At 32.6% G+C, this 19749-nt stretch carries 22 protein-coding genes; 6 read left to right on the forward strand and 16 right to left on the reverse strand.

Features of this window, described 5'->3' with window-relative positions:
* The first annotated feature begins 13 nt into the window (after positions 1–13).
* The 3 genes from PYW35_RS04035 (at position 14) to PYW35_RS04045 (ending at position 2475) form a co-directional block, all read left to right on the forward strand.
* Entirely contained in the window at positions 14–790 is a 777-nt protein-coding gene (locus PYW35_RS04035; RefSeq protein WP_103322325.1) for a carbon-nitrogen family hydrolase, read from the forward strand.
* A gap of 204 nt (positions 791–994) precedes the next feature.
* The gene (locus tag PYW35_RS04040; RefSeq protein ID WP_103322326.1) at positions 995–1720 is read left to right on the forward strand and encodes an ABC transporter ATP-binding protein; all 726 of its coding nucleotides are present in this window, start codon (positions 995–997) and stop codon (positions 1718–1720) included.
* Positions 1717–2475, forward strand: a complete 759-nt coding sequence (locus PYW35_RS04045) for an ABC transporter permease (protein ID WP_103322327.1) — start codon at positions 1717–1719, stop codon at positions 2473–2475. The genes PYW35_RS04040 and PYW35_RS04045 overlap by 4 nt, the downstream gene beginning before the upstream one ends.
* A gap of 27 nt (positions 2476–2502) precedes the next feature.
* Here PYW35_RS04045 and PYW35_RS04050 read toward each other — a convergent pair whose 3' ends face one another.
* Positions 2503–3882 carry an aldehyde dehydrogenase gene (locus tag PYW35_RS04050; RefSeq protein ID WP_413481865.1) on the reverse strand — a complete coding sequence of 460 codons (1380 nt, stop codon included), beginning with the start codon at positions 3880–3882 and terminating at the stop codon, positions 2503–2505.
* A gap of 118 nt (positions 3883–4000) precedes the next feature.
* On the opposite strand from PYW35_RS04050, the gene PYW35_RS04055 reads away from it, so the two are divergent.
* Positions 4001–4975 carry a Gfo/Idh/MocA family protein gene (locus tag PYW35_RS04055; RefSeq protein WP_103322329.1) on the forward strand — a complete coding sequence of 325 codons (975 nt, stop codon included), beginning with the start codon at positions 4001–4003 and terminating at the stop codon, positions 4973–4975.
* Positions 4968–5270, forward strand: a complete 303-nt coding sequence (locus tag PYW35_RS04060; RefSeq protein ID WP_103322330.1) for a hypothetical protein — start codon at positions 4968–4970, stop codon at positions 5268–5270. Before PYW35_RS04055 ends, PYW35_RS04060 begins: the two co-directional genes overlap by 8 nt.
* A 378-nt stretch (positions 5271–5648) precedes the next feature.
* On the opposite strand, the gene PYW35_RS04065 is transcribed toward PYW35_RS04060, so the two are convergent.
* Genes PYW35_RS04065 through PYW35_RS04075 form a run of 3 tightly spaced genes read right to left on the reverse strand, consistent with a single transcriptional unit; the run spans position 5649 to position 7480 of the window.
* The gene (locus tag PYW35_RS04065; protein ID WP_103322331.1) at positions 5649–5924 is read right to left on the reverse strand and encodes a GNAT family N-acetyltransferase; all 276 of its coding nucleotides are present in this window, start codon (positions 5922–5924) and stop codon (positions 5649–5651) included.
* A 21-nt stretch (positions 5925–5945) separates the two neighbouring features.
* The gene (locus PYW35_RS04070; protein ID WP_103322332.1) at positions 5946–6872 is read right to left on the reverse strand and encodes a manganese-dependent inorganic pyrophosphatase; all 927 of its coding nucleotides are present in this window, start codon (positions 6870–6872) and stop codon (positions 5946–5948) included.
* Between the two features lie 59 nt (positions 6873–6931).
* Entirely contained in the window at positions 6932–7480 is a 549-nt protein-coding gene (locus PYW35_RS04075; RefSeq protein WP_103322333.1) for a cysteine hydrolase family protein, read from the reverse strand.
* Between the two features lie 87 nt (positions 7481–7567).
* Here PYW35_RS04075 and PYW35_RS04080 point away from each other — a divergent pair, with 87 nt between their 5' ends.
* On the forward strand, positions 7568–8671 hold the full coding sequence (locus tag PYW35_RS04080) for a glycosyl hydrolase family 28-related protein (protein WP_103322334.1): 1104 nt from the start codon (positions 7568–7570) through the stop codon (positions 8669–8671).
* Positions 8672–9169: 498 nt separating this feature from the next.
* Here the strand turns inward: PYW35_RS04080 and PYW35_RS04085 are convergent, their stop codons facing one another.
* The 12 genes from PYW35_RS04085 to PYW35_RS04140 form a co-directional block, all read right to left on the reverse strand.
* Complete coding sequence (locus tag PYW35_RS04085; protein WP_103322335.1) at positions 9170–9979, reverse strand: prephenate dehydratase; 810 nt, start codon at positions 9977–9979, stop codon at positions 9170–9172.
* Positions 9980–9993: 14 nt separating this feature from the next.
* Entirely contained in the window at positions 9994–11052 is a 1059-nt protein-coding gene (locus PYW35_RS04090) for a nitric oxide synthase oxygenase (protein ID WP_103322336.1), read from the reverse strand.
* Between the two features lie 66 nt (positions 11053–11118).
* Entirely contained in the window at positions 11119–11751 is a 633-nt protein-coding gene (hisIE, locus tag PYW35_RS04095; RefSeq protein WP_016911681.1) for a bifunctional phosphoribosyl-AMP cyclohydrolase/phosphoribosyl-ATP diphosphatase HisIE, read from the reverse strand.
* The gene (gene hisF / locus PYW35_RS04100) at positions 11748–12506 is read right to left on the reverse strand and encodes an imidazole glycerol phosphate synthase subunit HisF (RefSeq protein WP_103322337.1); all 759 of its coding nucleotides are present in this window, start codon (positions 12504–12506) and stop codon (positions 11748–11750) included. Before hisF ends, hisIE begins: the two co-directional genes overlap by 4 nt.
* Entirely contained in the window at positions 12503–13207 is a 705-nt protein-coding gene (gene hisA / locus PYW35_RS04105; RefSeq protein ID WP_103322338.1) for a 1-(5-phosphoribosyl)-5-((5-phosphoribosylamino)methylideneamino)imidazole-4-carboxamide isomerase, read from the reverse strand. The genes hisF and hisA overlap by 4 nt, the downstream gene beginning before the upstream one ends.
* Positions 13200–13781, reverse strand: a complete 582-nt coding sequence (gene hisH, locus PYW35_RS04110; protein ID WP_103322339.1) for an imidazole glycerol phosphate synthase subunit HisH — start codon at positions 13779–13781, stop codon at positions 13200–13202. The genes hisA and hisH overlap by 8 nt, the downstream gene beginning before the upstream one ends.
* Complete coding sequence (hisB, locus tag PYW35_RS04115; RefSeq protein ID WP_016911685.1) at positions 13781–14359, reverse strand: imidazoleglycerol-phosphate dehydratase HisB; 579 nt, start codon at positions 14357–14359, stop codon at positions 13781–13783. The genes hisH and hisB overlap by 1 nt, the downstream gene beginning before the upstream one ends.
* Positions 14331–15341, reverse strand: a complete 1011-nt coding sequence (locus tag PYW35_RS04120; RefSeq protein ID WP_103322340.1) for a pyridoxal phosphate-dependent aminotransferase — start codon at positions 15339–15341, stop codon at positions 14331–14333. The genes hisB and PYW35_RS04120 overlap by 29 nt, the downstream gene beginning before the upstream one ends.
* Positions 15342–15344: 3 nt before the next feature.
* Positions 15345–16601: a histidinol dehydrogenase gene (gene hisD / locus PYW35_RS04125; RefSeq protein WP_103322341.1), complete on the reverse strand. Its 1257-nt coding sequence runs from the start codon at positions 16599–16601 to the stop codon at positions 15345–15347.
* Complete coding sequence (gene hisG / locus PYW35_RS04130) at positions 16591–17208, reverse strand: ATP phosphoribosyltransferase (protein ID WP_016911687.1); 618 nt, start codon at positions 17206–17208, stop codon at positions 16591–16593. The genes hisD and hisG overlap by 11 nt, the downstream gene beginning before the upstream one ends.
* A 9-nt stretch (positions 17209–17217) precedes the next feature.
* Positions 17218–18048, reverse strand: a complete 831-nt coding sequence (locus tag PYW35_RS04135; RefSeq protein ID WP_103322342.1) for an ATP phosphoribosyltransferase regulatory subunit — start codon at positions 18046–18048, stop codon at positions 17218–17220.
* A 505-nt stretch (positions 18049–18553) separates the two neighbouring features.
* Entirely contained in the window at positions 18554–19720 is a 1167-nt protein-coding gene (locus PYW35_RS04140; protein WP_103322343.1) for an MFS transporter, read from the reverse strand.
* Positions 19721–19749: the final 29 nt, after the last annotated feature.

Consider the following 19749-nt stretch of genomic DNA (forward strand, 5'->3'; position numbering starts at 1 on the left):
TAGGTGAATAGCTTTGAAAATCGCACTATATCAAATGCATGTAATACCCGGCAAACCAGAAGAAAATATGCGAAAAATTAGTCAATGGTTTGACCAACTTAGCGAAGAAATAGACATAGCAGTGCTACCCGAGATGTGGAATACATCATATCGTTTAAGTGATTTAAACCAACTTGCTGATGAAGAGGGTAATGTTATTATTCCTTTTTTAAAAAAGAAAGCTAAAGCGTTGAATAAGCACATTATAGCTGGATCTATCGCTTATAAAAAAGGTGACGAAATTTATAATAGAGCGCTTGTTATTAATAAAGAGGGAAATTGTATTAACACTTATGATAAAGCTCATTTAGTACCGATGTTGAATGAACATCATTTTCTAACTTCGGGTGAAAAGAAATCTACTGTTTATCAGTTAGATGAAATAGAAATGGGCACAATTATATGTTATGACTTGAGATTCCCTGAATTATCACGTTCTTTAGCATTAGAAGATGCAAAAGTTATATTTGTCCCAGCACAATGGCCAAAATCAAGAATTGATCATTGGAAAGCTTTATTACGTGCTAGAGCAATTGAAAATCAAGTGTATATGATTGCATGTAATAGTGTAGGTTATTGTGATGAGAGTGAATTTGGTGGTAATAGTTTAGTGTATGGACCAGACGGCTCATTAATTGATAACTTATATTATGATGAAGGGACACTCATTGTTGATTTAGACTTTGATGCACAAGAACAAATTAGAGAAGCAATCCCAATATTTAATAGTTTGAGAACGGATTTATATTGAGGTGTAAAGCGTTTCGGACATAAATACCGATTCTTAAAATGAAAGATCTCAGACTGCCGACAAAGTCACTTAAAGTGAACTTGTTGGCAGTCTTTTTTGCGCATACTTTCCTAGAGTTTTGATTGTCTTATTGAACATTTTCAGAAAAAGTATACAATCAATTATATGTTGATAATCTATATTGAGATGATTGGAGATGATTGTTTGGAAAGTGATGTAGCAGTTCAATTTAAAAATGTTGAATATGAAATAAACAATTCTAAAATTTTAAAAGAAATAAACGGAGTGTTCATTCAAGGGAAATTGACTTCTATCATAGGTCCTTCTGGGGCAGGGAAATCAACTTTATTAACTTTAATAAACTTATTGAAATCTGCTACAAAAGGTGAAATCTTGGTAGGCGGTAAAACGATCGATTCATATGATCCGATGGAATTACGAAGAAAAGTCCAGTTAGTTTCCCAAGAAGCGACGATGATTAAAGGAACCGTTAAAGATAATTTAGAACTTCCTTTAATCCTTCAAAATAAAAACATGACAGATGAAGAAGCGGAACATTATTTGGAAGATGTTGATTTATCTACATCTTTTTTAAATAAGAATAGTAAAGAATTATCTGGTGGAGAAAAACAAAAATTATCTTTAGCACGCGCGCTTGTTAATAAGCCTAGCATTATATTGTTAGATGAAGTGACTTCTGCACTTGATAGAAACTCCAAACAGGCGATTGAGTTATTACTTCAAAAAATTAAGCGAGAACATAATGTCACTATGATATGGATTACTCACGACATAAATCAAGCACTAAGAATGAGCGATTATGTTTGGGTTATGAAAAATGGAGAAGTAGTGGAAACGAATACTGTTGAAGAAATTGAAAACTCCAAAAATACCGATGTCAAAAGTGTTATAGGAGAAAAATCAATATGACCATCACATCTATAATATTAATGTTTATTTTTATCATAATACCCATTGTTATTTCTAAGAGCTTTAAATTAGGATTAGAAAAAGATACGATCGTTGCAGCTGTACGATCATTTGTTCAGTTGCTCATTGTAGGTTATATATTACAATTTATCTTTGATCAAGATAGTCATATATTCATTTTATTGATGGTTATACTCATGATTGGTGCAGCTACTCAAAATGCTAGAAAAAAAGGGTTAGAAATACCGGGCATAACATGGAAATTATTATTAGCGTTTATTGCAATTGAAATTATTACGCAAGGTATATTAATAGGATTTAGTATCACGCCAGCAACTGCTCAATATATTATTCCTATAAGTGGAATGATTATCGGGAATTCTATGGTGTTAAGTATATTATTTTTAAATAGATTTATGTCAGAAATTAAACAAAATGAAGACATTATCGAACTTATTTTATGTTTAGGTGGTACGCCTAAACAAGCGATTCATAAACAGTTAATTACATCTATACAATCAAGTGTTATACCAACAATTGAACAGCAAAAAACAATAGGACTAGTTCAATTGCCGGGCATGATGAGTGGTCAAATTATTGCAGGCGCAGATCCGTTAGAAGCTGTACTCTTTCAAATATTAATCGTATTTATTTTATTAACATCTGCGACGATGACAAGTGTGATTTTAGGATTCTTATCATATCCAACTTTGTTTAATAAACAACAACAATTAATAGACAGTCATTTCAAATAAAAAAGTAGAGTCTTGGAGACTCTACTTTTATTTTTTGAACATGGCTCTGACGTATTTTCCTTTTCCTTTGTAAGGTGGGAAAAGCACACCGGTTTCAAGTTTAGTTGTTTTGAACATGATACTTTTTTCATTGCTAAATAATTCGAATGAAGCTTTACCATGATATTTTCCGATACCTGAATGACCAACACCACCAAATGGTAAATGATGATTACCTACATGTAATAGCGTATCATTTATACAACCGCCACCAAATGATATTCTACTTATAACTTCATCTGTATGATTCTCATCTTCACTAAATAAATATAATGACAATGGTTTAGGTTTATTTTTAATGAATTGTATAGCGTCCCCAAAAGCTTCATAAGTCATGATTGGTAGTATAGGACCAAATATTTCATCTTCCATAAGAACATCATCATATTTAACATTATCTATAATAGTTGGATCAATATAGCAATTGTTTAAGTCAGAGTTGCCACCGTAAACGACATCACCGTTAGTGTTTTTTAATAAGTTGATTAACCTATCAGTATGTCTTTCATTAACAATTCTGCCGAAGTCTGCGCTATTTTTAGCATCTTTACTATAAAATTCTTGTATTGTAGATTGGATTGCTTTAATAAATTGTTGTTTTATAGATGCATCTATAATAACGTAATCTGGTGCAACACAAGTTTGACCAGCATTTATAAATTTTCCGAATGCAATTCTTTCAGCAGCAACTTTAATATTCGCTGTTTTATCAACGATAGCAGGGCTTTTACCACCTAACTCAAGCGCTACAGGAATAAGTTGTTTACTAGCTTGTTCATAAACGCTTTGACCAATTTTTGTTGAACCGGTAAAGAATACAAAGTCAAAAGGATATGTTAATAATTCTTCTGTAATATTTTTATCTCCGGTAATACATGCCACATAAGTAGGCTCAAAAGCTTCTTTGATTATTTTTTCAATAATGGCACTAACATTTGGTGTTAACTCTGATGGTTTAACAACCGCACAGTTTCCAGCAGCGATTGCACCAATTAATGGTTCAATTACAAGTTGGAAAGGATAATTAAACGGACCAATAACAAGCACAGTGCCATATGGTTCATTTATTGTATAACTTTTACTTGGAAAAAGAAAAACAGGTGTGTTTACATTTTTCTTACTGGCTAAACTCTTGACTTCTTTTATCATGAAAGAGATACTTTTATAAATGTAACCGATTTCTGTTGCATAGGATTCAACTGAATTTTTTCCTAAATCTTTTTGTAAAGCTACAATAAGATCAGCTTCATTTGATTTTATTGATTTTTTTAGTAATCTTAATTGTTTTTTTCTGAACTTAATGTCTTTTGTAACATCACTATCAAAAAAAGATTGTATGTTTTCAAATTGATTAGCTATAGTCAAAATTGATATCCCCTTTATACTTCTGTTGTTTATATTTTAACAATAGTTATAATTAAAAGCGAAGTCTTTACACGTGAAACTCTATTTTATTTAAAAATATATTACGAAAAGGTGAAACAATATGAAATTTGGATTTATAGGTACGAATTGGATTAGTGATAAACTTATAGAAAATGGCAATGAAGTTGAAGGATTTGAGCCGTATGCTGTATATTCTCGTACAGATGAAAGAGCGCACTACTATAAAGAAAAGCATCAACTGTCTGAAGTTTTTACAGATTTAGAGCAGTTTTGTAAATCGCCAAATTTTGAAGCAGTTTATATCGCTTCACCAAACGCATTTCATTATGAACAAGCTGAATTAGCAATTAAAAATAACAAGCATGTGTTAATCGAAAAACCAGCCACTATAAATCAAGCGCAATTCGAGATGTTATCGAAACTTGCTTACGAATATAATGTTACTGTTATGGAAGCTATGAAGTCAACTTTGTTAGCTCCATTTGTTGAGTTTACGAATGCTCATGTGGATATTGGTGAAATACGTTATGCAGATTTTCATTACCATCAATATTCATCAAGATATGATAATTATAAAAATGGGATTATTGAAAATGCTTTTAAACCAGAACTAGGTAACGGTGCTTTAATGGATTTAGGTGTATATACAATAGCGCCAATCATTCACTTATTCGGCATGCCTAATAGTGTTAAGGCCAATGGATTTAAATTAGATACTGGTACAGACGGACAAGGCAATGCAATACTTGATTTTCATACATTCCAAGCTACAATTAGCTATTCTAAAATATGCGATAGAGTAAGCCCTTCAGAAATAATAGGGGAGAATGGTTACGTGCTAATTGATAAAATTAGCGCACCATCAAATATAAAAGTATTTAATAAAGACGGACAACTCATAAAAGAATTTAACGGTGAAACAACATTCACGATGAAAGAAGAAGTAATAGAATTCATAAACTGTGTAGAAGAAAAGAAAGTAGAATCATCTATCAATACACATAAGAGAACATTAGATACAATTAAAGTGTTAGATGAAATAAGAAAACAAATTGGAGTTCAATTTAATGTCTAAAAAGGTTTTTACGATTGTAAGTATTATATGTGTCCTTTTAATATTAATCGTTACGTTTGTTCCGTTTAAACAAAATCCATCCTCAACTACAAGAGTTGTAGTGGATCATTTTAATCATAAATATGCTTTTCCAAGTTGTTATGATTACGAAGAAGCTTCAAACTATATAGATGAAGTTACATTGAAAGATGCACAAGACTTAAAATATCCACCTATGAATGAATGTACAAAAAAGAAAGCACAACCTCAATACAAATCCATGTTAAAGAGGTTACTGGAAAGTACTGAAATATAGAAAATAAAAAAACTTTGCCGGCATTTTTTTATGCGCATGCTTTCCGCGGGCATGTTCTCAGCCTGTAGTCTTCGAATCATGCTGTTCCCGCAGGAGTCAGCGCTAAAAAAATACCGAATATTAACAAATCATATTATAAAATAGATGGAATTTTATTTTGCATTTATCAAGTCAGAGTCCACGTGATAAATAGCAAAAAACTTTATAATATTTTCCACGATTTTGCAAAGTGCTGACGCCCGGGGAATAGTATGCCGCGCGCGACTACAGGCTCGAGCCATACCCCAGGCAAGCATGCACTTTCAAAATCGTAAGATTTTAAAATAAAAAGACTGCCAACAAGTTCACTTTAAGTGACTTTGTCGACAGTCTTTTGTGTTAATTTTTTAATACATCGTGTGTGCTTTGGTCTTTAGTCATAACATCTTTAACGTAAGGACATACTGGATCGATTACTTTATTTTCAGAACGTGCTTTATCAATTACAGTGTCAACGAGTTTTCTAGCGATACCTTGACCTCTTAAAGATGAATCTACAAATGTATGGTCCACTACGAGCGTCTTACCATCTAAATCTTTGTACGTAATTTCTGCATCAAAATCATCTTCTGATTGACCTACATAAAATTTGTTTGTACCTTGTTTAATTTCCATTGCTAACACACTCCTTATAAATTATTTACCTAATAATTCATCAATTGGTGGTACAACTTGTTTCTTACGTGATACAACACCAGATAATACTGCAACATTGTTATTTAATTCAGTATTAAACGCTTTAGCAACTGCTTCTTGTTCTTTACCTAAAGCAATTACTGTTGAATCGCTGTTTAAGATATCTGTAATAACAAATACGAATAAATCATATTTTTCATTTGCGATAATAGCATTGATTTCATTTTCAACATCTTCTTTTATTTCAAGTACTTCGTTTACATCTACAGTATTAACTTGAGCAATACGAACAACTTTTTCACCCATATTGAATGATTTTGCGTCCATATTTAATAAGAATTCTGGTGTTTTACCTTTAACAGAAGCACCAGCTTTAAGCATTTCTAAACCATATTCTTCTAAATCAACATTGGCAATTTTAGCTAATGCTTCACTTGCTTTTTTATCTTGTTCTGTACATGTTGGTGATTTAAATAATAAAGTATCAGAAATAATAGCTGAAATCATTAAACCGGCAATTTCAGGTTTAATTTCAATTCCATTTTCTTCATACATTTTTTTAAGGATTGTTGTTGTACATCCAACTGGTTCAGCTCTGTAATATAATGGTGCACCAGTTTCAAAATTGCTTATACGGTGATGGTCAACTACCATTGTAATAGTTGCATCCGTGATGTCATCAGCACTTTGTTGGAATTCATTATGATCGACTAATATAACGTCTTTACCTTTTAAAGGTGTTTCTAATAATGCAGGTGCATCAAGTTTGAAATAATCTAATACATATTGTGTTTCGTCAGAAATTTCTCCAAGTCTAGCAGCCTGAACATCATTTCCAAGTTCTTTTTGTAAGTCTTCCATAACTAATGCTGAAGCAATAGTGTCTGTGTCAGGATTCTTATGTCCAAATATAAATGTGTTTACCAATGTAAAATCTCCTTTTGCTTTGAATATTCTGTCACTTTATTTTAACACGAACAACATGTCTATTCTACAACTGCGCCTATACTATTTTCAAAATGTGTGAGTGCCCAATCATGTCCAGCTTGATTGAAAGATGCTACACAATTTTTAGGGATTATTATTTTGTAATTAAGATTATAAGCATCAACAGCAGTGTGAAGCACACAAATGTCTGTACAAACACCGACGATTTCAACGGTATCTATTTTTCTTTCTCTTAACAAACTATCTAGGTTAGTACCGAAAAATGCACTATATCTAGTTTTGTCTAACCAAAATACATTTTTAAAATCTTGAATTTCTTCGTATTGAGATTTTAAAGTATTGTATAAATCTCTACCTTCAGTCCCTATAATATTATGAGGCGGAAAGAGTTTAGTTTCAGGATGATAAGGATCGTTTTCATGATGATAATCCATTAAATAAAAAATGGAATCTTGATTTGATTTATATTCTTCTACTTTGTCATAAATGTTTTGTTCGATTTCTTGTCCGGGCTCTCCACATGTCAGTTTCCCATCGGTAGCCACAAAATCATTCGAGTAATCAACAATAATTAATGCTTTTTTCAATGAAAATCCCCCTTATTGTCTATCTTTTAGTTTCAGTGTAATATGATTATAAAGAAAGTATACGCTATATTAAGGTGGTTATGAAGTATGATGAATATCGTTAATGTAAAAAGGTACGGTGCAAAAGGGGGATGTGGACTAACAGATACGATAGGTATCCAATTAGCGTTGCTACAAGCTAAAAAAGGTCCGGTAACTGTTTATATTCCTAAAGGTGTTTACCATATCATTTATGAATTAATTATTTATGAAAATACAACACTTATTCTGCATGATGAAGCAATACTTATAAGAAAATCACCTACAGCAATGTTGAAGAATGGTCATAAATTTAAAAAATACTATGGGTACGATGGTCATGGAAACATAAATATTATCGGTGGAACATTTGATGCAAATGGCCATACAAATAATACTAATAACACCATTATGTCTATAGGCCATGCTAGAAATATTCAAATTCATAATGTTACATTTAAAAATGTTGTTGGTGGACATGCCATTGATGCTTGTGGTTTGGACGGCTTTTATGTTGATGACTGTAAATTTTTAGGATTCCGTGACGACAGTGGAACACGCTTGTTTAGTGAAGCAATCCAAATAGATATACAAACAGAAGGTGCGTTTCCTAAGTTTGGCGCTACTGACGGTACAATAACTAAAAATGTCTTAATTGAAAATTGTTATTTCGGAAACTCTGGAGATCCAAACATGTCAGCATGGAATAGAGCGATCGGTTCACATGCGAGCATGTATGATGTATTTTATGAGAATATACATATTCACAATAATACATTTGAAGGTTTAGGAGATTTCGCTGTAACACTTTTAAAATCTAAAGAAACATCCGTTACTCATAATACTTTTATTGACTGCGAAGGGGGTATACGCTATTTGGCGGTGCCTACAGGTAAATATTCATTAGATATTAACAAACTTGATAGAGGTGGCCAAGCAGGGTCAACATTGCTCATCGAAAACAATACATTTAAAAATATTAAGTCTAAACAAAGTATACTTATAAAGAGCTATGAAAAAGTGATGAATAAAGATATTTATATATACAATAACCACTTTGATGAGATATCAGACAATATTAAATTTATAAAAGCAACGGATATTTATCTGTTGAACAATAAGAATTTAACGCGCATCAACAAAGATAAGGTAGATAGACTTATACAAATATAAAAGAAGCGGAGACATATAATGTGTCCTAGTAAGTCTGTCGACAAAGTCACTTAAAGTGAACTTGTTGGCAGGCTTTTTTGCGCACGCTTTCCTCGGGGAAGGTCTGAGCCTCGGTCTCAGCCACTTCCTTCTTCCCGCAGGAGTCGGCGCAAAAATACTGCTATATTTTAGGAGAATATTGCTTGTTTGGTGAGTCTTGCAACATACAGGGCTTCTATGTTGCTTGTTTAGTAAGTCTTGCAACATTCTGGCCTTCTAAGTTGCTTGTTTGATAAGTCTTGCAACATACAGGGCTTCTATGTTGCTTGTTTGGTAAGTCTTGCAACATACAGGTCATCTATGTTGCTTGTTTGATGAGTCTTGCAACATACAGAGCTTCTAAGTTGCTTGTTTGGTGAGTCTTGCAACACAGAGCTTGTACTTAAAAGAACAAAAGACTTTAAATAAAAAAACAGTAGAAATTCAATTTTAAAAATGAATTTCTACTGTTTTTCTTATTTATATATGCTTATCAAAGTTACCTAATACTTTTACGTTAAAATCTAATGTTTTTAAGATTGTAATAACTTTTTTCATTTCTACGTCATCTGCACTACAGTCTGCTTGAACGAAGAAATGATACATCCCAAGTTGTGTCTTTAATGGACGGGACTCTATCCATGATAAGTTAATATTAAATAATGCAAATGTATTCAAAATACTCGCTAGTAAACCTGGTTTATCTTGGTCAGGCGTTACGAGTAAGATGCTATCTGTCGCTTTTTCTACAGGCTTTTCTTGTGCAGATAACACTAAAAATCTCGTTGTGTTATGTGGATAATCTTCTATATTTTGCTGTAATGCAATGACTTGATCATGCGTTGCTTCTAAACCAATCGGTGCAATAGCGCCTGTATGTTCATCTATTTCATCTAAACTTTGTACAGTACTATCTGAATAACGGTATGTAAAGTTATGCTTTTTAATGAATTTAGAAGTTTGATTAATAGCTGGTGCAATTGAAACAACTTCATTGATGTCTTCTAACTTTGTTCCTTTTTTTACATATAGCGAAAAGGATATGCTTAAATGTAATTCGTCAATAACATGAATTTTTTGTTCTGTTAATGAGTCTGCGATAATGTTAATTGTTCCTTCGATAGAGTTTTCTATTGGTGCGATTGCAATGTTTTGTGGATCGGATTCGATTGCTTTAACAACTTCATATAAGTTTGATTTTGGTATATATTCTTCTATTTCTTCTCGTTTATATTTTAATGCAGCCATATGTGAAAATGTTCCTAATGGCCCTAAATAATATAATTTCATAAATGACTTCCTTTCTAATGGAATGGACAACCATGTTGTGCTTGCCTATATAAAAAGTTAGGACTCCGCATTTCATTATCATAGCCTTTATGATAATTATGTACAAGTGATGGTGAAAGTGGGGGAGCTAACCAACTCCATTTGCCAGTAACTTTTCTATTAAAACGTTTTTCATTATCTTCGAATTTTTTAAATTGTTTTGATGCATTGTAATGATCCACAATTGAGACACCAGATTGCTTAAATGAATGATAAACAGCGTAGTTAAATTCTACTAAAGCGCGATCTCTCCAATAACTGGCTGTTGTTGATGTATTTAAGTCGAATGCTTCAGCTATTTCTTTCAACTTGTTATATCGATACTCGTCTGTAAAATTTCTAACGCCAATTTCAGTTTCCATATACCAACCGTTAAAGGGCGCAGTGTGATAATATAATCCGCCAATTTCTAAATCCATATTAGAAATAATCGGTACTGCATACCATTTTAATTGTAACTTTTCTAAATGTGGAAATTGATCATGTTTGATTGTTACTTCTTTAATTAAGTCATTGGCATAGGTATGATATTTCAATGATTGTTGATTTATGCGATAAATGAGTGGAAGTATATCAAAATCAGTATGCGCGCCTTGCCAATTTAAATGATGTGCAAGGTTAGTCGTATCTATAGACTGAGGGTCTCCTTTATCTTCGTAACCTGCATATCTAATAAGCTGTTCATTCATAATTTCAATACGGTTAGAATATATGCTTATCATTGGTTTAATCTTACCATTATTAGTTGCATCATTTATATGATCTTCAATTGAGTTGACGAACTGTTCTTCACTATCAATATGTCTTAAATCTCTTACAGTTAATTTATCCCAAAATAGACGACCTATGCATCTATTAGAATTTCTCCATGCTACTTTAGCACCGTACTCGAGTTCTTCAGTAGTATGTGTATATGTGCCTGTTTGATTAATCTCATCTTGTATTTCTTGAATTCGTTTTTGAGTTTGAGTTTTGTCTATATTGAGCTCTTTATTCATAGATATAATAAAAGCAGTCGCTTTATCTAGTAACATATTTACACCTCTATGTACTAGTATAAGCGACTGTTGTCGTTTGACAATATGTAATTTATGACAATATTACCAATTATTGATATCTTTGCGTTCACCTTTAAAATTACCAGATTTTTTATGTCTGTCTTTCAACACTTCTACAACTTCTTCAAACTTCACACCACGATCGTGAAGTAACACGAATAAATGATAAAGTACATCTGCTACTTCATTAGTGAGTTCTAAGTTATCGTGCTTCATAGCAGCTATAACAACTTCGAATGATTCTTCACCATACTTTTTAGTGATTTTATCTATGCCTTCAGTGAGTAAATAGTTAGTATATGAATTTGGATTTTTTGAGTCGACACTTTCTTGGATAGTTGATTCTAAAGATTCTAGAGAAAATGGTTCATCTGTATTAAAACAACTTATTGAACCTGTATGACAAGTTGGACCGTCAGGATTGACTTGTAATAAAATCGTGTCTTGGTCACAATCTAATTTTATGTCGGTAACATGTTGAATATGGTTTGATGATTCACCTTTTTTCCATAGACGATCTTTACTTCTTGAATAGAACCAGCAGACTTTTTCCTGAACAGTTAAGTTATAAGCTTCTTGATTCATATATCCAAGCATTAATACTTGTCCTGTTTGGTAATGTTGCAAAATTGCAGGCACTAAACCTTTTGAAAAATCAGGTGTTAATTGACTCATCGTACATTCACTCCTTCATTAGATAAATGTGTTTTGACAGCTTGTATCGTAGTTTCTTTGTCATGGAAAATACTTGCGGCAAGTCCAGCAGATACATCAGTTTCTTTAAATAAGTCGACAAAATGTTGGCTGTTACCGCCACCACCTGAGGCGATAACGGGTATGTTAACGAGTTTAGTTATTTCGGTTAATAGCTTATGATCAAAACCTTGTTTGACACCATCGTAATCCATACTCGTTACAAGTAATTCACCTGCACCTAAATTTTCAACTTCTTGTACCCAGTCAAGCGTGCGTTTATCTGTACGTTGTTTACCACCGTGTGTGTAGCAATACCAATCTTGGTGTTCATCTTCCCATTTTGCATCAACAGCTATACAAATACATTGTTTTCCAAACTTGTCACTTGCTTCACGTATAAACTTTGGGTTACGTAAAGCGCTAGAATTTAAAGAGATTTTGTCAGCACCATGATTTAAAAGGCTAGATATATCATCAAGCGTACTAATACCGCCACCTATAGTAAGTGGTATGAATAGTTTAGAAGCTGTTTCAGTAATGATATCCAGCATCATTTGATGTCCGTTCTCTGTTTTAGAAATATCTAAAAACACGAGTTCATCAGCCACTTCTTTATTATAATATTCAGCCATATCAACTGGATGACCGATATCTCTTAAACCTTTAAATTTCACACCTTTAACAACGCGTCCATCTTTAACATCTAAACAGGGGATTATTCTTTTTTTAATCATGAAATACCCTCCCAAAAAGCGTCGGTATTTGCAGCTTTTCCTACTATAGCAGCATGAACATTTAAGTCGTTGAGTTGGTCGATATCCTCTTTGTTTCTTATTCCACCTGATGCAATTATTGGAATAGAAGTTGCTTGTACTAATTTTCCAGTTAATTCAAAGTTCGGTCCTGATAGCTTACCATCTTTAGATATGTCAGTATAAATAATGCCTCCAATAGGTAAATCATCAATTTTTTTAATGAAATCAAAAAGGTTTATACCAGCATCATCAATCCATCCGTTTAGTTTAATTTCTTCAACATATGCATCTACAGATAAATAGATTTTGTTTGGAAATTGATTTGTTATTTGTTTTAACCATTCTAAATCTTGTATGCCTTTTGTTCCAACAATGATATATTCAACGCCTTTATCGAAATAGGATTGAATCGTTTCAATCGTTCTAATACCGCCACCAACTTCAATTGGTAGATGCGTTAAATTAACGAGTTGTTCAATGTAGTCCGCTTCTGTTGGTTGTTGATTTTTCGCACCTATTAAATCGATAACATGAATTCTTGATACTTGCTCATATTTTGAATAAAAAGCGATAGCTTCTTCAGCAGTTCGTGGCATAGATTCCTTTGAATCATATTTACCTTCAGTTAGTCTCACACTTGTTGAATCTATTAAATCAATCGCTGGCCATATTTCAATCATTTATAAACCCCTCTTTCAATGCTTGATCTAGTATTTTAAGTCCGTAGTCACCACTTTTTTCAGGGTGGAATTGAATACCTATAATATTTTTTTGCTGAACAATTGCTGTTATCGGCTGACCATAATCAGCAGTTGCTACTATAGGTAAGTCAGTTGTCACATGATATGAATGTATAAAGTAAACATCACCATCTAAAAGTGGATGTTTGCTTTGCAAAGTGTTCCATCCTAAATGTGGAACAGGATAGGGGCTTTCTATAGGTACGACATTACCTTCAAGAAGACAGAGACCTTTAGCAGAACCTTCCTCACTAAATTCAAATAGAACTTGCATCCCTAAACATATTCCGATAATTCTATGTGTATCTTTTATTTCGTAGAGAACATTATCTAAACCACTTTTTTGTAATTGTTCCATTGCATCTTTGAAATGGCCGACACCAGGCAATACGACATGCGTACTGTTTTTTATTGTTGTTTCGTCGGATGTTAATTTGGCTTCATAACCTAAATGTAATAGGGCACGTTCAATATTTTTAATATTGCCTAATCCGTAATCAATAATTGCAATCATTATTCAATCACACCCTTAGATGATGGAATACGATCGAAATCATCTTTGCTTAAAGCGATTTTCAAACTTCTTGCGAAAGCTTTAAAGATTGCTTCGATTTCATGGTGTGTGTTTCCACCTCTAATTAAATCTATATGCGTTGTTAATCTAGCATTAATGACAAGTGCTCTAAAGAATTCTTCTACAAGTTCAGTATCAAATGAGCCTACTTTTTCACGAGAAAATGTTGCATTAAAAGATAAGAATGGACGACCACTTATGTCTGTTACGACACGCGCTAACGTTTCATCCATTGGAATATAGAAAGAACCATATCTAGTAAAGGATTTTTTATCTTTAATGGCTTCTAAAAGTAATTGACCGATCACTATGCCAATATCTTCAACTGTATGATGATCATCCACATCAGTATCTCCATCTACATCTATTTTTAAAGTGATGCCACTATGGAAACTAAATAAAGTAAGCATATGATCTAAAAATCCTACGCCCGTATTGATTTGAGATGCTTCATCATTGAATTGTAATTGAATATTAATATCTGTTTCTTTAGTCGATCTTACTTTTTGATATGTCATATTTTTCTCTCCATTCCTTCACTATTTTCTCAAGTTCTTCTAGTTGTGTTTCAGTTGCTATAGAATAACGTACAGTTTGATTCATGTTCGGTTCGTCATAAAATCTAGGTAAAAATCCATTGTCATGTATAAATCGACCTAAATCTGGAGCTAATTCACCGTATGTCAAAACGAAATTAGTTTTCGATGGGATGACATGAATAATGTCACTCACATTGTTTTTGAATATGTTTCTTAGGTTTTCACATAAATGTCTTTGTCGGTCTAATAGCGATGTTACATAGCTTTTATCATTAAATAATGCTGTTGCTATTTTTAAAGTTAACGTATTTAAAGGATAAGGGTGTGCAATACTATTTAAAGTTTGGATCGTTTTGGCAGTGGAAATCACAATACCAACGCGTAATCCAGCAAGCGCAAATGCCTTACTTAAAGTTCTCATTTGTATGATATGATCTTGCATTTCAATTTCATATGAATCGCCGAAATCTAAATATGCTTCGTCGATAACGAAGTATCCACCGATTTCTTTCATTAATTCAGAAATTTCTTCTAAAAATTCTTTAGGGTATTGGATACCTGACGGATTATGTGGCACACTCATTATAAAAAATGCTGGCTTGATACGTCGTATTTCATGTTTAATTTTTTCAATTGAAAATGTGTAATCTGATTCAGCATCTACATAATGAATAGGGCGATTAATTTGTTGTGCATATGCTGTATACATGAAGAAATCGGGATTTAATGTTAGTACAGGTCCTTCAGGTAAAGCAATCATACATTTTTGAATCCATTCGTCTGAACCATTAGCTGCTGAAACTTGATTAGGTGACAACTGATAATAATGAGCATATGCATTTATAAATGCGTCATATTCTTCATCAGGATAAAAGTTAAAATCTGAATTGGATATAATGTCTTTCAAAATTGTTGTATCCATAGCAGGTATTGGACTTTCATTTTTATTAATTCTAATCATAGTTTACGACTCCTTGTTGTTAGTTAGTCTTACTTCTAATGATTGTTTATGTTGATATAAACCTTCTTCTTCAGCCAATGCAATCGCGCTCGGAGCAATTTCTCGATACGCGTGTTCGTCAAGATGAATAACAGAATGGCTTGTTAAGAAATCATTAACTGTAAGGCCGTTTGAAAATCTTGCTGTTTGATCAGTTGGTAATACGTGGCTTGGACCTGCAGCATAATCCCCAATTGCTTCAGGTGAGTATTGTCCTAAAAACATTGCGCCAACATATTTGATCTTTCCAACGTATATACTAGGTTCCGCCGTTTGAATTGATAAATGTTCTGGTGCAATATAATTTATGACATCAATCGTTTCATTAATATCAGCCGTTAAAATAGAGTAGTGATAATTTTTAATACTCTTTTCAATAATATTTTTTCTCGGTGCTTGATCAATCGCTTGTTGCAGCTTTTGACTTACTTTCGTTAAGAATGACTGGTCAGTTGATAATAGGAAAGTTCGGGCTTGTTCATCATGTTCTGCCTGAGCTAAAATATCTTGAATAATATAATCTACATTTGAATGTTCATCTGCAATTAATGCAATTTCGCTTGGACCAGCAATTTGGTCAATACCCACAACTCCATAAAGTAATTGCTTACTAAGAGATACAAACTGATTACCAGGACCAACTATTTTATCAACTTTAGGTATAGATTCAGTACCGTATGCAAGTGCAGCAATACTTTGAGCGCCGCCAACTTGGAATACACGATTAACACCCGTTATATGACAAGCAGCTAATATAGCAGGATCAATACCGTCTTTTTGTGGTGGGGTAACGACAATGATTTCTTTAACATTGGCTACTTTTGCAAGTGTAGCTGTCATTAAAACTGTTGAAGGATAGCTGGCTTTACCACCAGGAACATAAATACCAACTTTTTCAATAGGGTGATAAAGTTGATAAGTTTGCCCAGTTGTTACATTGTCATGTTTTATTTTTTGTTGGAAATTTTTAATTTGTTCGTGACTTTTTTCGAGTGCAGACTTTAGTTCATCAGAAATAAGGTTAATACTATTCTTGATTTCTTGTTGTGGCACTTCTAGTTGATCTAAATCAACATTGTCGAACTTTTGATTATATTTAAAAATTGCATGATCTTTATTTTCTTTTACATCTTGAATAATATTTTTAACACTTTCTGTATTACGATCATCAGTCTGTCTGTCTTGTTCAAATTGCTCAATAAATTGTGTTTTAGATAGCATTAATAGACACCCCAATTTCTTCTATAAATGATTCAATAACATTAGATTTACTAAAGAAAGCATGTTTGTTTGTAATTAACTTTGCATTTATATCTCCGATAGATTCTTTCTCTACAAGTCCATTAGATTTTAATGTTGTACCCGTTTGGACAATATCTACTATCGCATCAACCATGTTAACGACAGCAGCTAATTCTACAGAACCTGATAGCGGGATGATTGAAACATCTTGTCCTTTATTTTTAAAATAAGCTTTAGTTGTTTTAACATAAGTTGTAGCAATTTTGTTGTATTCAGTAACATCTGGTTTGCTCGCAACTGCAAAATGACAAAATCCGAAAGGTAAATCAACTAAATTGTTAACGTTGAGTTTATCTTTTTCATCAAGTACGTCACTACCAGTTATACCGATATCAGCAATGCCTTGTTCAACATAAGTTGGTACATCATTACCTTTAACTAAAATAAATCTTACATTTTCAACTTGAATTTGTAGTTTGCGTTCTCTTTTATTTAGAGCTTCTGCCCATTTTGAATTTCCATTCGAGTCAATAAATTTAATAAAATCTTTTAATAGACGACCTTTACTAAGCGCTACTGTTAACATAATGACCTCCTAATTTAATTGGATACCGAATCCGAATCCTTCTAAAGTGCCATTATAATGACCACCTGAAGCAATAGGGTTGCGATTGTTATTTTGATAAAGCTGTATAAAACTACCAACGTAATATGATTTTGGTGGCATTGTTGTAATATCTAAATGAATATGGTTAATGCCGGACTCTTCAAGTGCAGCTTTCCAATATAGTAATGATTTATATGTCGGATGTTCAGTATCAGCAATTGTTGTTATGAAATCCAATTGTTGATGTGTAGGTGTTTTTAGTAGTTGAACTAAAGTATGGTTTTGCGTGAGCAATTTAGAAATTTTTGAAATGTTTCTTTCACTAATTGCTTGGAATAATTCTTCTGTTTGTTCCTCTTTAGGTAATAAAAGGTCAAATAGTTGATAATGTCCGATAACAGCAAAATCAACATTAAGCTCAAGTTCGTTTTGAATGAAATCATGAATATATTGATAACATTGCAACATATCGTTTCTATTAGGATTAAATATCTCGACACCTAAGTTAGTATATATTTGTTCATTAATTGAAATAGGACCAGCGTATGTAACGCGCGAAGCTTTTAAATGATATTCACGACTGTAATGTTGAATTTGATCAGTCCAATCATTTCTTAAACTATAAAAAGCATCACCATTTTTCCAAATACTTCTCGTATCAAGACTGTTTAAATCATCTTGATTCAATTGTTTCCATTGTAATTTTTCAATGAAGTTCATATCGATAACTTCAAAATCTTTAGCGCTAAAATATTTTAAGAAACTAAGTTCCTTTTCTTTCTTATTAATTACATCATCTCTATATTTTACATAATCCATATTATAAACCTCGCTTTTACTCTCTACCGAGTTAAAGTATTTATTTAATTATAAGTGATACTATAACACGCTTAAAGAAACTTATCAATTGAAAGTTCTGAATATTTAAATTATCAAACAATTGGATGTAAAGCACAAGTGATAGGGGGTGAAGAAGATGCAAAAGCTTTTTAATTTAAAGAAATAAAGATTCTGGGATATAAATGTCCTAAACTATAATGATTTTGTAACGTGCATGCTTGCCTGGGGGTATGGCTCGAGCCTGTAGTCTCTCACACATACTATTCCCTCGGGCGTCAGCACTTTACAAAATCAGAAATATAAAATCACCCAATCCGAAAATAATTCCAACGGATTGGGTGATTTATTTTAAGTTGAGATTTATGTCCCAGAATATGTACTGAACCCTAAAATATGAACTTTTTTAGTAAACTATTTGAATGAAACATGTAAAAAAGACAAAAAAATAAACCAAACGTTTGTCAGCGTTTGGTTAGTTCGTCATTTATTCTACTTGCTGTGGTGTTTTATGCACTAAGAGTAATAGGAATACAATAAATACAAATGCTGCAATCATTGTAAAGAATATCGTGCCGTCTGATAGTTGAATAATGGTTCCACCTAGCATTGGTCCAATCATGCTACCTACACTAAACGACATGGCGATCATTAAATTTCCTGCCGGTAAATTATGTTTTGGTGTTAAGTCTGTCATAAAACTTACACCTAAACCATAAAATGATCCGGTAAAGAGTCCTGCTACTAAAAATAAGGCCATCATTACAAAGGTAGTCGTTGGTAAAAAGTCGCCTAACATGAAAATGATGCTACCTATTAAGGTTAAAAATGTTAATACTTTTTTTCTACCGTGTATATCGCTAAACATACCTATTGGTACTTGGAATAGTATTGCACCTAAACTAAATGCTGGTAATATGAGCGTGATACTTGTTACATCCAGTCCATTTCTCAAACCAAAAATTGGAAAGTTACTATGCAGTCCGGCTTCAAATAATCCATATAGTAATGGAAACATGAAAGCTATCCAAGAAGTTTTTATAACATCACCGAAGTTTCTCAATGTATTGATCATATTGATTGGTCGTACATTCGATGAAGGAAATTCATTATGAATTAACAATACTAATGAAATAGTTATAATAGAGAGAATTGCTGAAATTATAAATGGCAATATTTCTGATACATCAACGAGTTTAGCTAATAACGGTCCAAGCATAAATCCTGCCGAGAAACTGAATCCGTATACTGAAATGGTTCTGCCTAGTTTATCTTTTGGTGTAATGTGTGTTAACCATGTTTGTGTACTAAAATGTAACATGTTATCACCAACACCAATTAGTAGCCTTAAAATAAACCATATGGATAAAGTTTTTAATGTAGGGAATAACAATAGTGATAACGCAACAATTGCACCGCCGATTAAAATCATATATTTAAATCCGGATTTGCGTACGAGACCTTCAATAAAGAAGGAAGAAAGAAATACACCAATGTATAGTGATATTGCATGTATACCGCTTAAGGAACTTGAAATACCGTTACGTTCAAATATTACTGAGATTAATGGTAAAAGCATTCCTTGTGAGAAACCAGAGACAGCCACAATAATTGAAAGTATAATAAATAATTTTTTGAATGAAGAATTTTTCATTTGTTAGCCTCCCACCAAATTTTGCATCT

The organism is Mammaliicoccus vitulinus (genome assembly GCF_029024305.1).
In the GTDB taxonomy this organism is placed as follows: Bacteria; Bacillota; Bacilli; order Staphylococcales; family Staphylococcaceae; genus Mammaliicoccus; species Mammaliicoccus vitulinus.

Excerpts from the sequence above, each read along its gene's own strand:
- PYW35_RS04045 (WP_103322327.1), top strand. The coding sequence starts at position 1,717 with ATGACCATCACATCTATAATATTAATGTTTATTTTTATCATAATACCC.
- PYW35_RS04055 (WP_103322329.1), top strand. The coding sequence starts at position 4,001 with ATGAAATTTGGATTTATAGGTACGAATTGGATTAGTGATAAACTTATA.
- PYW35_RS04060 (WP_103322330.1), top strand. The coding sequence starts at position 4,968 with ATGTCTAAAAAGGTTTTTACGATTGTAAGTATTATATGTGTCCTTTTA.
- PYW35_RS04065 (WP_103322331.1), bottom strand. The coding sequence starts at position 5,924 with ATGGAAATTAAACAAGGTACAAACAAATTTTATGTAGGTCAATCAGAA.
- PYW35_RS04080 (WP_103322334.1), top strand. The coding sequence starts at position 7,568 with ATGATGAATATCGTTAATGTAAAAAGGTACGGTGCAAAAGGGGGATGT.
- PYW35_RS04085 (WP_103322335.1), bottom strand. The coding sequence starts at position 9,979 with ATGAAATTATATTATTTAGGGCCATTAGGAACATTTTCACATATGGCT.
- PYW35_RS04090 (WP_103322336.1), bottom strand. The coding sequence starts at position 11,052 with ATGTTACTAGATAAAGCGACTGCTTTTATTATATCTATGAATAAAGAG.
- hisIE (WP_016911681.1), bottom strand. The coding sequence starts at position 11,751 with ATGAGTCAATTAACACCTGATTTTTCAAAAGGTTTAGTGCCTGCAATT.
- hisF (WP_103322337.1), bottom strand. The coding sequence starts at position 12,506 with ATGATTAAAAAAAGAATAATCCCCTGTTTAGATGTTAAAGATGGACGC.
- hisA (WP_103322338.1), bottom strand. The coding sequence starts at position 13,207 with ATGATTGAAATATGGCCAGCGATTGATTTAATAGATTCAACAAGTGTG.
- hisH (WP_103322339.1), bottom strand. The coding sequence starts at position 13,781 with ATGATTGCAATTATTGATTACGGATTAGGCAATATTAAAAATATTGAA.
- hisB (WP_016911685.1), bottom strand. The coding sequence starts at position 14,359 with ATGACATATCAAAAAGTAAGATCGACTAAAGAAACAGATATTAATATT.
- PYW35_RS04120 (WP_103322340.1), bottom strand. The coding sequence starts at position 15,341 with ATGATTAGAATTAATAAAAATGAAAGTCCAATACCTGCTATGGATACA.
- hisD (WP_103322341.1), bottom strand. The coding sequence starts at position 16,601 with ATGCTATCTAAAACACAATTTATTGAGCAATTTGAACAAGACAGACAG.
- hisG (WP_016911687.1), bottom strand. The coding sequence starts at position 17,208 with ATGTTAACAGTAGCGCTTAGTAAAGGTCGTCTATTAAAAGATTTTATT.
- PYW35_RS04135 (WP_103322342.1), bottom strand. The coding sequence starts at position 18,048 with ATGGATTATGTAAAATATAGAGATGATGTAATTAATAAGAAAGAAAAG.
- PYW35_RS04140 (WP_103322343.1), bottom strand. The coding sequence starts at position 19,720 with ATGAAAAATTCTTCATTCAAAAAATTATTTATTATACTTTCAATTATT.